The organism is Deltaproteobacteria bacterium (genome assembly GCA_026129095.1).
In the GTDB taxonomy this organism is placed as follows: domain Bacteria; phylum JAGRBM01; class JAGRBM01; order JAGRBM01; family JAHCIT01; genus JAHCIT01.
This window is the reverse complement of the sequence record JAHCIT010000007.1, coordinates 104,632-118,982: the sequence shown is the minus strand read 5'-3', so window position 1 is coordinate 118,982 and position 14,351 is coordinate 104,632. Positions and strand designations below refer to the sequence as shown.

Here is a 14,351-nt window from a genome sequence, read left to right as displayed (position 1 = left end):
ACGGGAGCCGGTTGAAATGCGGGCAATAGTTTTCCACAGGATCGGTGCGCCGCTCGCCGTGGAAACGGTGCCGGATCCTTCGCCGAAAGCTGGCGAAGTGGTGCTGAAGGTGTGCAGTTGTGGCATCTGTGGTTCCGATCTGCATGCCGCATCACTCCCGCCGGGCCTGCCGCCGAAGACGGTGATGGGGCACGAGTTTTCAGGTGAAATCGTGGCCGTTGGGGCCGATGCAGGGAACAAATGGAAGGAAGGCGACCGTGTCTGTGCGCTACCCTTTGTCGCCTGCGGGAAATGCGAGGCCTGCCTGTCGGGGGATGGAATCCGGTGTATGAAAATCCGGGCGACGGGACTTGGCCAGATACCGGGTGCATACGCCGAGTATGTAATTGCCGGATCCAGCGAGCTTCTGAAACTGCCTGAAAGCGTGAGCTTCCAGCAGGGCGCGCTGGTGGAGCCGGTCGCCGTGGGCCTGAATGCGGTGAACCGGTCGGAGATCAGGCGCGGCGACAGTGTACTGGTAGTCGGTGCCGGTCCGGTGGGGCTGGTGACCGCCATGTGGGCCCGGTTCTTCGGCGCCCGTCACGTGATCGTGAGTGAAAAATCGCCGGGGCGTCTGGAGATGGCCGCGAAATTCGGTGCGACTGGCGTCATTGATGCTTCACGCCAGAGCCCGGCAGCGGAGTTTGCGAAGCTTGCCGGCGGGCCACCGGACGTGGTGTTTGAATGCGTCGGCGTGCCGGGGCTTATCCAGCAGTGTATCCAGACCGTGAAGCCGCGCGGGCGTATTGTCGTCGTCGGGGTATGCTCGCAGAACGATACCATCTTTCCGCTTCTGGCAGTCATCAAGGAAGTACGTATGGATTTCGTCGTGGGCTACCGGCGGCAGGATTTCCAGTTCACGCTCGACATGATGGCGGCAGGACGTATCGACCCGCTTCAGATGGTAACCGGGGTGACCGGCCTGCAGGGTTTCCCTGACGCATTCGAAGCACTCAAGGTGCCTGACCGCCAGTGCAAGGTAATGCTGGACCCTTGGCAGTAGTCAGTCCCGCATCGCGGTGACGGGAGACATGCGGGATGCCCGGATGGCGGGCAGCAGCCCGCCAATGATTCCCATCACACCGGCGAATACGAGCGATCCGATCACGATTCCAGCCGTCGGTTCAAAAGAGACAGTAATCTCCGACCAGGTGCGCATGTTCAGGGTTGAAAAGCTGACCCACCGCATCGAAAGGGCCAGAACCGCACCGATGCCCCCTCCCACAAGTGCCAGCAGCACCGATTCCAGCAGGAACGACACAAGGACGCTGATACGCGAGAACCCGAGTGCAAGCAGGGTTCCGATCTCGCGTTTCCGGTGAGCGATGGATGCATACATGGTGATCATGGCGCCGATCATGGCGCCAGTAGAAAACAGAACGGCGATCATCATCCCCATGGCAGTGATGAACAGGGCAAGTCCTTCGGACTGCTTGTTGTAGTAGCTGCGCTCACGCATGACTTCCATGCTGAGCTGCCGGTCGGTTTCTATGCGGGCCCGGAATGCGTCGAACCGGCCGGGCGACTGCAGGCGCACCCGGATTGACGAGAGCCCGCCAAGCCGGCCGAATGCACTCCGCACGGCGTCGATATCGGCCCAGACTTCGGAATCGTAGGCCGAGCCCTGGGCGTCGAAGATACCGACGACCTTGACGGGCCGGTTCTTGCGAAGTTCGAACGACTGCCCCAGATCCATCCCTGCAAACCTTCCGCGGATGGCCTTGCCAATGATTGCCTCGTCGGTGCCGGGAGTCGCAGCCCTGCCTTCGATGATCTTCACGGATGACCGGAAGGGAAGCACGTTGTCCGGGACGCCCCGGACAGTCACATTGGCGAACTGGTCGGGCATCCTGGCGATTGGTTGTGCCAGCACAACCACCACTTCCCCCAGTGCCTGCGGTATGCCACCGGAGCCAGTAGCTATTTCGCCGGCACCAGCCACGATTCCGAGGTGTGCAGCATCGATTCCACTGGAAAGTTCCGCATCCGCGCCTTTGCGGAGGAGAATCGCCACACCATCTTCACCGGAGCGTCCAAGTGTGCGCTCAATTCCTTCGGCCAGCATCAGCACTGCGGAAAAGACAAAGACCACCATTGCCAGCCCTGCCGCTGCCGCGATGGTATTCCGCTTCCGGACCTTCAGGCTCCGGATATTGTAAGCAACCGGTATCATCAGCCCACCTGCCTCAACGCGTCGGTGACCTTCATTCTTGCCGCGCCCCATGCCGGTGGTATGGATGCCAGCACACCCAGCAGCCCGCACAGGAGGACCGCAGTGACGGCTGTAACCGGATCGATCCGGAAATAGGGGAAGTAAGCCCCCATGTTTTCCTCCAGCCACCGGCCCATTCCCAGTTCCACGATGGGATAGGCGAGGACGAGCCCGATGAGACCGCTCAGGATGCCCACGGCAGCAGCCTCGCCCATGATCGGCACGACGATCTGTCCGGGCGAAAACCCGAGCGCCCGGAGAACGCCGTTTTCGCGGGTACGTTCCCTGACGCCCATGGCGATCGTGTTGCCGAGAATCATCAGCATGATCAGCATGATGACGATTGAGACAATATCGAGTGCCTTCAGTATCCCCGAAACCATGCCCATGAACGAGAGATTCAGGTCACGCTCGCTTTGGGTAAGCGTGGGCACCTCCCGTTCGTCGAATATCCGGTCCACCTCCTGGGAAATCCGCGTCCCGGCGGTGGGATCGTCCACCCGGCTTACGATCCAGCCGATCTGGTCGCGGCGGGCTTCCTCGATCGAATCATTGAGATAGTCCCAGTGGAAGAACAGTGACATCCGGTCGATCGTCTGCCGGGTCGGCACGTATATCCCCGACACTGCAAACTCCCACGAGCCGGGAAAGATCGTTCCCTGCAGTGTCACCCGGTCGCCGGGCTGGACGCCGAGTTCCTTGGCCAGCACTTCACCAACGATCGCGCCATTACGGGTTTCCAGCCAGGCGGTCTTCTGGTCCTCGGGGAGCATCACTTCATCATAAACATCAAGAAATGTCCGGGTATCGACTGCGATGGTGGCGAAAAAACTGTCCGGGCGGCGCGGATCACGCGCACCAAACCAGTTCATCCAGGTTGCCGCCTGAATACCCGGAACCTCGCGCACCGTATCGGCATAATGCTTGGGCATGCTGATGACGAACGACATCTTGTGCCGGGTGGCCAGCCGGTCTTTGGCGGCAAAATCAGCGGCAACGCTCCACGCCGTCAGCACGGTGCGAATTGCTACAAATGCCACGACGGCGATGGCAAGTGCCACCATCGTGAGAGCGGTGCGAACCGTGTTCCGGCGGATATTCCGCCGTGCCAGCAGGGCCAGGCTCATACGAGGTTGCCCTTGTCGAGACGGCGGATTGCATGGGCGCGCTCGGCCGCTGCCGGATCGTGGGTCACCATCAGGATGGTCTTGCCAAACTCGCTGTTCAGCTTCTCCAGCAGGGCAAGGACATCGTTGGCGCTATCCCGATCGAGGTCGCCGGTCGGTTCGTCCGCCACGATCAGTTCCGGATCGTTGACAAGTGCACGGGCGATAGCGACGCGCTGTTCCTGTCCGCCCGAAAGCTGGCGCGGATAGTGGTGAAGCCGGTCGGCAAGGCCCACAATGCGGAGAGCGGTTTCAGCCCGCTTTTTCCGTTCGGCTGCGGGCAGGTGCGTAAGGAGCAGGGGCAACTCGACATTCTCCAGCGCAGTCAGCACCGGGAGGAGGTTGAAGGTCTGGAAGATAAGCCCTAGCGTCGTTGCGCGGAATCTGGCCAGTCCGCCATCTTCCATATCCGTCAATACATGGTCAGCAACCCGGACTGTGCCGGCAGTCGGCCGGTCAAGACCGGTAATGATGTTGAGGAGGGACGACTTGCCGGAACCGGATGGACCCATGAGCGCGACGTAACCGCCCTTGGGGAGGCTGAAGTCGAGATTGTGCAGGACGGTAAGGGCTTCGTCTCCGCGGTGGTAGGTCTTGGTGATGCCTTGCAGTTCCACCATCGGCCTGCTGTCAGTCTGTTGCGCGGGTGCATTCACGGGAGTGACTCCTTGATTGGGTGTCCGTCAGCGAGACCCGGCGGCGGCTTGTCGACAATGCGGGTGCCGGGTGTCGGTCCTTCGACGAGGCGGTAATAGTTTCCGCGCTCTTCATCGAAAGCAATATGGGTACGCCGTGCCTTGCCATCCAGGATAACAAACACCGCTGCATCGTTCCGGTCGCCAACAACAGCCGACTTGGGGACAAGCAGTTCGTCGGGCTTGTTCCGGATATCTTCGGGGAGTTCTTCGGTGAGAAATCCCACACGCGCCGACATGTCAGGCAGAACGCCTTTGGGTTCGTCCACGAATGCCGCCTTGACGGTGATGGTGGCTTTTGCCTTGTCGACCCGCTGGCTGATCTCATGCACCTTGCAGCGGAGTCTCCGGTTGGGAAATGCGTCCAGCACAATCTCGCACGGATTGCCCGGAACTACCTGGGCGAGCCGCCGCTCAGGGACATCGACTTCGACCATAAGGCTGGACATGTCGGCGATTTCGGCAATATTGGCCGCCATTACCCCGACCAGTTCCCCCGGCTCGGCTGGCTTGGCGATGACGACACCGCTCAGGGGTGCCTCGATCCGCATGTACGAGAGCGTCGTACGGAGGGCATTTACTTCGGCACGGGCCATATCCAGTTCGGCCTGTGCAGCATCCCTGGCAGCGACAAGCGAATCGCGGCGCGCTTCCAGATCCTCGACCGTCGCATAGGCGGTGACCCCTTCTTCGGCGAGCCGGCGCTGCCGGTCCGTCTGGCGGTCCACCTCCAGCAGTTGTGCGGCTGCGGTCCGTACGCGCGCCTCGGCTGAAGCCGCTCGTGCCTGGGCTACCGTAATGGCCGCCCGTTCCTGCGCGTCTTCCAGTTCGGCGATCAGGTCGCCTTCCTTAACCGTGTCGCCCTCGCGGACGTAGATCCTGACAATCCGGCCGGTGATCTTGGCACCGACCTTTGAAACCCGCTGAGGAACCACATAGCCGCTCGCTGTCAGCAGCACTGAAGCCCGGGCGGGGGATGCAGAAATAACCTCGGTCACTTCCACATTGGTCTTGAAGACGATCCGGCGGGCGATTGGGACCAGTATGACGATTGCGGCAATTCCGGCGGCTATGGGTATGACCCAGCCCAACTGGCGCCGTTGCCGGGGAGGGGGAGTATCGCGTGATATGCGCAGCGAATTGAGATCCGATGACAGCTGATCGGTCATGGGGACTTCATAGCCGAAAATCCGGTGGTTTCCAGCGAAGCGCACCCATAAACGGGCATGTACCGGCCACGCGGGACTGGTTTAACAGGATGTTTTCTGAACTGGACGCCCCGCTATTCAAGGCAAACACAGAGTTAAGGCTGGTGCGAGAGAGGGGACTTGAACCCCTACGCCTTGCGGCACAGGCTTCTAAGACCTGCGTGTCTGCCAATTTCACCACTCTCGCGCATGTTCTGTCGCGTCTGTCGGCAAGTGATACCGGTGAAAGCCTCTAATCAATACGGGAAATACCATGAGGAATCCAGTGTCGGCTTCTTCCCTACGGAATGGTCTGTCAGGGCTATTCTCAAGTCAATCAGAGGCCATATAACTAGCTGTAATTACTTAGATAAATGCGCTGCCCACTTAATCAAAGACAAATCCAGTCCTATCTTGACAACCTTGGCCACAGGATTCATCTTGATCTCGGACAATTAAGGTCGGGTTTTGAGGAAATTGGACCCGCCGAAAGGAAAAGGGAACGCGAAATGTTTCAGTTCACCAAGAAAACTGAATACGCGATCATCGCGCTCAAGCATATCGCTTCCCAGTCGGAAGGGACCTACTCCAGTGCCCGTGAAATAGCCGACAGGTACCACCTTTCGTTCGATCTGGTTTCAAAGATCATGCAGAAACTGAAGCGGGAAGGCTACGTACAGAGCCACCAGGGAATCCTGGGCGGGTACAGTCTTTCCACGGATCTGGACCAGGTCAGCCTCGCCAGGTTCATTGAGGCGATGGATGGTCCTTTGGGAATGATCGAATGTGCCCGTCCTGGCGGGGTTGATGGCAAGGGTACCCAGACCTGCATCCAGTTCAACCACTGCACGATTGTCGGACCCATGCGGCGGCTGAATGGCCGGGTGAAGGATGTTCTCGGCTCGACGACGCTCGGGGAAATTTTCGCGGGCGTTTCTGACCCGGTTCAGGAAGGGCAGCGGCCGGCGGCAGGTAACCCTGGGGCCGCCGCCGCCGCTGACTGATTTTGGGTTTTCGGACGTCCAGCAGGGACAGCCAGCGAAAGGTGATTTTGGACTCATGCCGGAGATGAAGACACTGGAAAACGGGGTTCGCGTGCCGGTCTACATGGACTACCACGCAACGACGCCTGTTGATCCCGATGTGCTCAAGGTGATGCTGCCGTATTTCACCGAGGAGTTCGGCAACGCGGCAAGCCGTAGCCATGCATACGGATGGGCCGCCGAGGCTGCCGTCGAAAAGGCCCGCGGCGAAATTGCCGCCTTGGTAGGGGCCGACCCGAAGGAAATCATATTCACCTCCGGGGCGACCGAGTCGGACAACATTGCCGTGCTGGGCACCGCCGAGATGTATGGCGAGAAGGGCAAGCACATCATTACTACGAAGATCGAGCACAAGGCGGTGCTTGATCCGTGCAAATACCTAGAGAAAAAGGGTTTCGAGGTGACCTACCTCGATGTCGATTCCACCGGACGCATTTCGCTGGAGCAGCTCGCGGGGGCAATCCGCAAGGACACGATCCTGGTTTCGGTGATCTTCGCCAACAACGAGATCGGCACGATTCAGGATATCGAGGCGATTGGGCGGCTCTGCAAGGAAAAGGGCGTTATCTTCCATACCGATGCTGTGCAGGCGATCGGCAAGGTCAGGGTCGATGTCCAGCAGATGGGCATTGATCTCATGTCGCTCTCGGCCCACAAGATGTATGGCCCCAAGGGCGTGGGTGCCCTCTATGTCCGGCGTCGCAACCCCCGTGTGCGCGTCGCGCCGGTCATTCATGGCGGCGGTCACGAGCGTGGCATCCGGTCGGGAACGCTGAATGTGCCGGGCATTGTGGGTTTTGGTGCATCTGCGGCCAAGGCGGCACAGGTGTGGGAAGAAGAGAGCGGACGGCTCCGCAAGCTTCGGGACCGGATGTGGGATGGTTTCCGCAAGGAACTGGACGAGATCTACCTGAACGGCCATCCAGTCCACCGGCTACCGAACAACCTGAACATTTCGTTCGCCTTCGTGGAAGGCGAATCGATGATGATGGCGATCAAGAATGTGGCGGTGAGTTCGGGTTCAGCCTGTACGTCGGCCAGTCTGGAGCCGAGTTACGTGCTCCGTGCGCTCGGCGTGGGAGAAGAACTCGCCCATACATCCATCCGGTTCGGCCTGGGCCGTTTTACGACCGAAGCGGAAACGGATTTTGTGATGGACGAAGTGATCCGCGCCGTGCGGCGGCTGAGGGATCTTTCGCCATTGTACGAGATGCACAAGGAAGGGATTGATCTGAAGTCGGTGCAGTGGGCAGCCCATTGAGTTCCGACCCATATTAAGGTGACGCCAAAGAAAGAGAATTGCATATGGCATACAGCAGCAAGGTAATTGACCACTTCGAAAACCCCCGGAATATGGGCGCCCTGGACAAGGGTGACGACAACGTCGGCACGGGTGTCGTCGGCGCGCCTGAATGCGGTGACGTCATGAAACTGCAGATCAAGGTGAAAGACGGCCGGATTGAGGATGCCAAGTTCAAGACCTTCGGTTGCGGGAGCGCCATCGCCAGCAGCTCGCTTGCAACCGAGTGGGTGAAGGGCAAGACCGTGGACGATGCGCTCAAGATCAAGAACACCGATATCGTGAATGAACTGGCACTGCCGCCGGTGAAGATCCATTGCTCGGTGCTGGCCGAGGACGCCATCAAGGCCGCTATCAACGACTACCTGAAGAAACAGGGTCAGGATACCAAGAAGGAAAGTTGAGACGGGCGATGAGCGACCAGATTATCACCCTGACCGACCAGGCCGTGCAGCAGGTCCAGCGGCTCATGGAAAAGGAGCAGATCGGTGCGGCCGGTCTGAGGGTGGCTGTTGTCGGGGGTGGCTGCTCGGGAATGAGTTACCGGTTGGCATTCGAGAAGGAGCCTGGTGCCTATGACCGGGTTCAGGATACCGGTGCCTTCAAGGTATTCATTGACCCCAAGAGTTCTCTCTACCTTCAGGGGATTCAGCTCGATTATACGGATGGACTCGAAGGTTCCGGTTTTGTTTTCAATAACCCCAATGCCAGCAAGAACTGCAGTTGCGGCGAATCGTTCGCGGCATAGGGAGAAGTGTGGTTCGCCGGCCGTCTTTCCAATGAGGCCATCAACTAACCACGAGACGGTCCTGTATGCCTGTGAGTTCTGCGGCCATTCGGTCGCCGGCAGCGACGCGTTCTGTCCATCCTGTGAAGCCGTGCAGCCGCTCCGGGGCGATGAGGACTATTTTACGGTCATGGGGGTTCCCCGGTCGCCTGACTTCGATACGAAGCAGGGTGAGAAACGGTTTTACGAGCTGTCGCGACGGTTGCATCCGGACCGCTATACCCGGAAGCCCGGGCAGCTCGAAAATGCCATGCATCGCTCGGCGCTGGTGAATGACGCTTACCGGACACTCCGGAACCCGGATAGCCGTCTGGATTACCTGCTTGTCCTGGAAGGGAAGGAACTGGGGCTGGAGGCGGGGAAGACGGCGGCAAAAGGGCAGGTTCCGGCGGAACTCGCTGAGGACTACTTCGAGCTTCAGGAGGCCCTGATGGAAGGTGGCGTGGAGGCGAAAGCGGCGCTCCAGGCGTTTGAGACACGGCTGGCAGCCAGCGAAACCGGAAACCAGGAAGCAGTTGATCGTGTCGTTCGGCGCTGGCACGAACACGGTCTGCATGATCCCGGCAGGCGAGCTGGGGCACTGGATCTCCGCAAATCGATTCATGCGGAACTGGCGCAGATACGGCAGGTGCGTCAGTACTTGTACCGGATGCGCGAGGATATCGCACGGCTCACACAAAAGGCCGGCTGAAAAGCCGGATAGAGGTTTACTGAATGGCCCGTCCCATCATGATCGACATGTCGGCCATCAAGGGCAAGAAGGAAAAGGCCCCGGTTGTAGGCATTGACCTTGGAACGACGAACAGCCTTGTGGCGGTTTCCGATCAGGGCGGACCGCGCATACTCGTAGACTGTGACGGGCATCCGCTGCTGCCTTCCATGATCGCCTTCACGGGTGACGGGATCATGGTCGGTGAACGGGCGCGGGCACAGCGGATCCTGAATCCCGAACTGACGCTGTTTTCGGTGAAGCGGTTCATGGGGAAACGCTATGAGGAAGTCAAAGAGATAGCGAAGCAGCTTCCCTATTCGGTCGAGCCGACGGACAAGGAGATGGTCAATTTTGTCGTCGGAGGCCGGAAGCTGAATCCTGTGGAGGCGTCCTCGCTCATTCTTGCTGAACTGAAGGACCGTGCCGAATCTGTCCTCAAGCTGCCGGTGGAAGATGCCGTCATTACGGTCCCGGCCTATTTTAACGACAGCCAGAGGCAGGCGACGAAGATTGCCGGGGAGATTGCGGGGCTCAATGTCATCCGTATCATCAACGAGCCGACAGCAGCCGCGCTCGCCTATGGCCTGGACAAGAAAAAACAGGGCCTCATTGCCGTTTATGATCTGGGTGGCGGGACTTTTGATATCTCCATCCTGAATCTCCGGGACGGGGTGTTCGAGGTGAAGGCGACCAACGGCGACACTCAGCTGGGCGGAGATGACTTCGACAATGCCTTTGCCCGGTGGATCAATGAGGAGTGTGAGCGTGAAACGGGCCGGAATCTGCTGGATACGGCCGTTGGACGTGCCGTGCTTGCTGCCGAATGCGAACGCGTGAAAATCAGGCTGTCGGACGAGCAGGGCGCGGTTTTTGAAGTGAAAACCGGCGATTTCAGTTACCGGCAGACCGTTTCGCGCAGCCAGTTCGAGGCGGTGATCCGGCCGATCGTGGAGCGTACTGGCGTGATTGTGCGGGCGGCCATGAATGATGCCGGGGTGAGCCCCAAGGAAATTGACGAAGTAGTGCTGGTGGGCGGGTCCACCCGTGTCCCGCTCGTACGGAAATTCGTCGAGGATGTTTTTGGCCGCAAACCGCATACGGAACTGAATCCCGAGGCGGTGGTTGCGCTTGGGGCGGCCGTGCAGGGCGAGATCCTGTCCGGAGGCCGGGATGACCTGCTGCTGCTGGATGTTATCCCGCTCTCGCTCGGAATCGAGACAATGGGCGGTGCGATGGCCAAACTGATCCACCGGAACACGACCATCCCGTCCCTGGCGAAAGAGAACTTCACGACATTCGTGGATGGGCAGACGAGGGTAGCGATCAATATCTACCAGGGCGAGCGTGAACTGGTCCAAGACTGCCGGCTTCTGGGAAAATTCGAGCTGAGCGATCTCCCCCCGCTTCCCGCCGGGGTTCCCCGGATCGAGGTGTCTTTCCTCGTGGACGCCAACGGCATCCTGAAAGTTACTGCCAAGGAGTTACGTACTGGCCGGGCGGCGCAAATCCAAGTGGAGCCCGCTTCAGGGCTCGACGAGAATACCATTGAGAGGATGCTCACGGAATCTATCACCCATGCGCAGGAGGATCTTGAAATACGGCAGCTTGTGGAGCTGAAAGTCGAGGCGGAGACAATGGTCCGGGCTACCGAGAAGGCGCTGTCTAAGGGCGGTGTCCGGCTCTCGCAATCCGAGATGCAGCGAGTCCAGCAGGCGCTGATGACCGTGAAAGCGGCCCTGCAGGGCAATGACCGGGCGGTTCTCCAGGCGATGGTAGACGAACTTGATCTCGCCACGCATGGACTTGCGGAAGAACTTATTAACACATCCATCCAGGACGCACTCGGCGGGCAGGAAGCCACTGCGCTCGCCAGTTCCAGGCTTGTGAAGGAAGCAGACGAACTGGGCGGCCATGCAGTGGCTCAAGGGACTCCCCCAAAGCCGGCAAATTGACCATGCGTAAAGCCGCGTCCGTTGTCGCCCTTGCTTGCTTCTTTATGGCGACCGGATGCGAAACGCTTGTGAGCGACATGGCTACCCGTATCCGCTACCAGTTGCGGGATGCGGCGGCAGACATGAAACGGCGGGGCCGAGTCGAACTGGAAGTCCAGATCAGCCCAAACCACTGGCCAGATAACTGCCTTCCGGGGGCCGGGTATCGGGTCCGGCTGCTTCCGTACCGGGGCGGCAAAATGGTGCCTGTGGGGGACATCATCGTGGAATGTCACGGCAAGCGGCATTTTGGAACGGGTCTGGACGGGGTGTTCGTGGCGGACGAACTCATCGTTGAAAAGGATCCGGACGATCCCATCCGGTTTCTTCTTCGCAGCACTCCAGACGGAATCGAAGTGGTTTCGATCCGGTAGGGCGGCCTTTCCACATATCCCCATTAAATCCCGCTCATTCGGAAATACCCGCTTGACGGTTTGGACGGTTTTGGACACCATGCAGGCGTGAATAAAGTAACTTACTTCATTTCCTTGCGCCGTGCTGGCAGTTTGCTCGGTCTTGTCCTGTTGCTGCTCGCCAGTGCCTCTTGTGCATCCCGCAAGCTTCAGATCGTCACGCCCTATTCAAAGCACATCACCGGGCCGCGCAGCTTTGAAGCGATTGAAAAGGCAATTCAGGAACAGGCCCAGCCATTTCGTGATCTCTATTTCCGGGTGCAAGCCGACTACCCGCATTTCATGAACTTCTACCGGCTTGATCTGGTCATTTCACCGGATGGTGACGTTGAATCGGTTACCATGATCGAGCGAGACTATGTTCTGAAGGATTTCGAGGACGAGTTCATGCGGCTGGTCAACCGCATGAGGTTCCCCGAGTGTGATTGCCCGCGTACGCGAATCATCTACACATTCCGGTTCGCTTCGCAGCTTCCGAGCAAGGCCAAGACCGAGGCCCAATTGGAGGCTGAACGTCGTGAGCAGGAGCGCCGTGATGAGGCCCGGAGGGCGGTTGAGAACGAGGACGCAACCCTGCGGATTCTGCCAGCGGGGAGCGAACCACTCCCGGCCCCCTTGGGGCCGGTTGGGGAGGGCATCCAGCACTCGACTCCCGCCCCGTCTGAAGAGGGCGAGCAGCCCCGGAAGGCTGAACCCAGGCAGCCTGCGCCGAAGCCGGGGCAGGTAAACCCCGATCCAATTCCCGAAGAGCCACTGCCGGACCCCAATGCTCCCGACTTTGGTCCGTTCAAGCAGCCAGCACCTCCTCCTTCGGGCCCGGCAAACCCGCAGGAAATACCCCCCTCGCCGGAAATTCCATAGGGGATGACCGGTTTCCTGTCAGCTTGACCCGCCTGACGGCATTGTGAACCTTAAGGGCCGATGTTCGATGTCATTGTCATAGGGGCCGGCCATGCGGGGATTGAGGCAGCACTTGCGCCAGCCCGCATGGGCTTGAACGTCCTGGTCATCACATCACGAAAGGACCGGATTGGCCTGATGAGCTGTAATCCGGCCATCGGCGGCCTGGGCAAGGGGCATCTCGTCAAGGAGATCGACGCACTGGGCGGCGAGATGGCCCGCGCTACTGATGCAGCCGGAATACAATTCCGGACGCTCAACCTTTCCAAAGGTCCGGCGGTCTGGGGCTCTCGGGCCCAGTGTTGCCGCAAGCTCTATAATTACGAAATGACCCGGCGGCTCGCTGGCGAGCCGCACGTGACGGTACGTGAGGCGATGGTGAGCCGCCTGATCACACGGGGCGGCAGGATTTCCGGCGTGGAAACCGAAGCCGGGGAGACGTTCGCCTCCAGCGCAGTTGTCGTCACGACCGGGACATTTCTTAACGGCCTCATGCATACCGGTGGCCAGCAGACAGGTGGCGGCCGTGTGGGTGATGAACCCTGCCGGACGCTGTCGGATTCACTGAGGGAACTGGGGCTCCCCGTGGGACGGCTTAAGACTGGTACCTGCCCCCGGCTCGATACCCGGACGATCAACTATGCCGTTCTGGAGCGTCAGGATGGCGACATTCCCCCCCGGCCCTTTTCGGCCATGACGGACCGGATTGACCGGGATCAGCTTCCCTGCTGGATTACTTATACCAATGAACTGACCCATCAGGAGATCATGGGCGGGCTGGATGAGTCACCGCTTTATACAGGGGTAATCAAGGGCATCGGGCCCAGATACTGCCCTTCGATCGAGGACAAGGTAGTGCGGTTCCGTGACAAGGACCGTCACCAGATATTCCTGGAGCCAGACGGGCTCGATACCATTGAGGTCTATCCGAACGGCCTTTCAACCTCGCTGCCAGCCGATGTGCAGCTACGGTTCCTGCGTACTATCCCCGGTCTTGAGAATGTGGAAGTCGTTCGCTGGGGCTATGCGGTTGAGTATGACTACGTGCCACCGACGGAACTGAAGGCCACTTACGAGGTAAAAAAGGTTCCGGGGCTGTTCCATGCCGGACAGATCAACGGCACTTCGGGTTATGAGGAAGCAGCCGGTCAGGGTATTCTCGCCGGTATCAACGCCGCCCAGTATGTCCGGGGGGACGATCCGCTGGTCCTCCGCCGCGATCAGGCTTACCTCGGTGTCATGGCTGATGACCTCGTGACGCGTGGCGTGGACGAGCCATATCGAATGTTCACATCCCGGGCCGAATACCGTCTCTTGCTCCGGGAGGACAATGCGGAGCTGCGGCTGACCGAAATCGGCCATAAACTGGGAACGGTCGGTGATGCCCAATGGGAGCAGTTTCTCCGGAAGCGCGATGCGTTGGAGCGTGAGACAGCCCGGCTGGAACGTACTGTAATCACGCCGAGCGAAAAAATACGGCGGCAGTTCCGCGAACTGGGCGCGGCTGATATCCGCAAGCCCCAGACACTCTGGGACGTGCTCCGGCGGGAGGAGTTTGACTACCGCAGGACAGTGGCGCTGGTTGACGATTTCGAGGATGCGCTCGGTCATCTGGATGGGGCCGGCCGCCGGTGGGTGGAGACAGCCCTTGAAGTCGAGGCGACCTACCGCGGTTATCTGAAATTGCAGGAAGGACAGGTCGAACGGTCGCGCCGGTATGAGGACGTCATTATTCCCGACGGGATCGACTATGCCGGAATCCGCGGGCTTTCGACCGAGGTCCGGCAGAAGCTGTCTGGAATCCGCCCGCGCTCGCTCGGCCAAGCCAGCCGGATATCAGGCATTACGCCTGCAGCCATCAATGTGCTCATGGTTTACCTTCACCAGCAGGGTGCGCTCCGGTAGC

14 protein-coding genes and 1 tRNA gene are annotated in these 14,351 nt (G+C 59.7%); 10 read left to right on the top strand and 5 right to left on the bottom strand.

What is annotated here, in order from left to right; genetic code table 11:
- Nucleotides 1-16: 16 nt before the first annotated feature.
- Nucleotides 17-1,042, top strand: a complete 1,026-nt coding sequence (locus KIT79_11360; protein MCW5829898.1) for a zinc-binding dehydrogenase — start codon at nt 17-19, stop codon at nt 1,040-1,042.
- Here the strand turns inward: KIT79_11360 and KIT79_11355 are convergent, their stop codons facing one another.
- The 5 genes from KIT79_11355 to KIT79_11335 form a co-directional block, all read right to left on the bottom strand.
- Complete coding sequence (locus tag KIT79_11355; protein ID MCW5829897.1) at nt 1,043-2,212, bottom strand: ABC transporter permease; 1,170 nt, start codon at nt 2,210-2,212, stop codon at nt 1,043-1,045.
- Nucleotides 2,212-3,378 carry an ABC transporter permease gene (locus tag KIT79_11350; GenBank protein ID MCW5829896.1) on the bottom strand — a complete coding sequence of 389 codons (1,167 nt, stop codon included), beginning with the start codon at nt 3,376-3,378 and terminating at the stop codon, nt 2,212-2,214. The genes KIT79_11355 and KIT79_11350 overlap by 1 nt, the downstream gene beginning before the upstream one ends.
- Complete coding sequence (locus KIT79_11345) at nt 3,375-4,037, bottom strand: ABC transporter ATP-binding protein (protein MCW5829895.1); 663 nt, start codon at nt 4,035-4,037, stop codon at nt 3,375-3,377. Before KIT79_11345 ends, KIT79_11350 begins: the two co-directional genes overlap by 4 nt.
- 32 nt (nt 4,038-4,069) lie before the next feature.
- Nucleotides 4,070-5,281 (bottom strand): efflux RND transporter periplasmic adaptor subunit, encoded by a 1,212-nt coding sequence (locus tag KIT79_11340; protein MCW5829894.1) that lies wholly within the window; start codon nt 5,279-5,281, stop codon nt 4,070-4,072.
- A gap of 141 nt (nt 5,282-5,422) precedes the next feature.
- Nucleotides 5,423-5,507, bottom strand: a tRNA-Leu gene (locus tag KIT79_11335).
- Nucleotides 5,508-5,808: 301 nt separating this feature from the next.
- On the opposite strand from KIT79_11335, the gene KIT79_11330 reads away from it, so the two are divergent.
- The 9 genes from KIT79_11330 (at nt 5,809) to mnmG (ending at nt 14,350) form a co-directional block, all read left to right on the top strand.
- Nucleotides 5,809-6,303, top strand: coding sequence for an Rrf2 family transcriptional regulator (locus KIT79_11330; protein MCW5829893.1), 495 nt, complete (start codon nt 5,809-5,811; stop codon nt 6,301-6,303).
- Between the two features lie 64 nt (nt 6,304-6,367).
- Entirely contained in the window at nt 6,368-7,603 is a 1,236-nt protein-coding gene (locus KIT79_11325) for an IscS subfamily cysteine desulfurase (GenBank protein ID MCW5829892.1), read from the top strand.
- Nucleotides 7,604-7,647: 44 nt separating this feature from the next.
- On the top strand, nt 7,648-8,046 hold the full coding sequence (gene iscU, locus KIT79_11320) for a Fe-S cluster assembly scaffold IscU (GenBank protein MCW5829891.1): 399 nt from the start codon (nt 7,648-7,650) through the stop codon (nt 8,044-8,046).
- Nucleotides 8,047-8,066: 20 nt separating this feature from the next.
- Nucleotides 8,067-8,390, top strand: coding sequence for an iron-sulfur cluster assembly accessory protein (locus KIT79_11315; GenBank protein ID MCW5829890.1), 324 nt, complete (start codon nt 8,067-8,069; stop codon nt 8,388-8,390).
- 31 nt (nt 8,391-8,421) lie between these two features.
- Nucleotides 8,422-9,120 carry a DnaJ domain-containing protein gene (locus tag KIT79_11310; protein MCW5829889.1) on the top strand — a complete coding sequence of 233 codons (699 nt, stop codon included), beginning with the start codon at nt 8,422-8,424 and terminating at the stop codon, nt 9,118-9,120.
- 47 nt (nt 9,121-9,167) lie between these two features.
- Nucleotides 9,168-11,093 (top strand): Fe-S protein assembly chaperone HscA, encoded by a 1,926-nt coding sequence (gene hscA / locus KIT79_11305; GenBank protein MCW5829888.1) that lies wholly within the window; start codon nt 9,168-9,170, stop codon nt 11,091-11,093.
- 2 nt (nt 11,094-11,095) lie between these two features.
- Entirely contained in the window at nt 11,096-11,506 is a 411-nt protein-coding gene (locus KIT79_11300; GenBank protein MCW5829887.1) for a hypothetical protein, read from the top strand.
- An 87-nt stretch (nt 11,507-11,593) separates the two neighbouring features.
- On the top strand, nt 11,594-12,406 hold the full coding sequence (locus KIT79_11295) for a hypothetical protein (GenBank protein MCW5829886.1): 813 nt from the start codon (nt 11,594-11,596) through the stop codon (nt 12,404-12,406).
- 60 nt (nt 12,407-12,466) lie between these two features.
- Complete coding sequence (mnmG, locus tag KIT79_11290) at nt 12,467-14,350, top strand: tRNA uridine-5-carboxymethylaminomethyl(34) synthesis enzyme MnmG (protein MCW5829885.1); 1,884 nt, start codon at nt 12,467-12,469, stop codon at nt 14,348-14,350.
- Nucleotide 14,351: the final 1 nt, after the last annotated feature.

Excerpts from the sequence above, each read along its gene's own strand:
- KIT79_11350 (MCW5829896.1), bottom strand. The coding sequence starts at position 3,378 with ATGAGCCTGGCCCTGCTGGCACGGCGGAATATCCGCCGGAACACGGTT.
- KIT79_11340 (MCW5829894.1), bottom strand. The coding sequence starts at position 5,281 with ATGACCGATCAGCTGTCATCGGATCTCAATTCGCTGCGCATATCACGC.
- KIT79_11360 (MCW5829898.1), top strand. The coding sequence starts at position 17 with ATGCGGGCAATAGTTTTCCACAGGATCGGTGCGCCGCTCGCCGTGGAA.
- KIT79_11300 (MCW5829887.1), top strand. The coding sequence starts at position 11,096 with ATGCGTAAAGCCGCGTCCGTTGTCGCCCTTGCTTGCTTCTTTATGGCG.
- mnmG (MCW5829885.1), top strand. The coding sequence starts at position 12,467 with ATGTTCGATGTCATTGTCATAGGGGCCGGCCATGCGGGGATTGAGGCA.
- KIT79_11345 (MCW5829895.1), bottom strand. The coding sequence starts at position 4,037 with ATGGTGGAACTGCAAGGCATCACCAAGACCTACCACCGCGGAGACGAA.
- KIT79_11310 (MCW5829889.1), top strand. The coding sequence starts at position 8,422 with ATGAGGCCATCAACTAACCACGAGACGGTCCTGTATGCCTGTGAGTTC.
- KIT79_11330 (MCW5829893.1), top strand. The coding sequence starts at position 5,809 with ATGTTTCAGTTCACCAAGAAAACTGAATACGCGATCATCGCGCTCAAG.
- KIT79_11355 (MCW5829897.1), bottom strand. The coding sequence starts at position 2,212 with ATGATACCGGTTGCTTACAATATCCGGAGCCTGAAGGTCCGGAAGCGG.
- iscU (MCW5829891.1), top strand. The coding sequence starts at position 7,648 with ATGGCATACAGCAGCAAGGTAATTGACCACTTCGAAAACCCCCGGAAT.
- hscA (MCW5829888.1), top strand. The coding sequence starts at position 9,168 with ATGTCGGCCATCAAGGGCAAGAAGGAAAAGGCCCCGGTTGTAGGCATT.
- KIT79_11325 (MCW5829892.1), top strand. The coding sequence starts at position 6,368 with ATGAAGACACTGGAAAACGGGGTTCGCGTGCCGGTCTACATGGACTAC.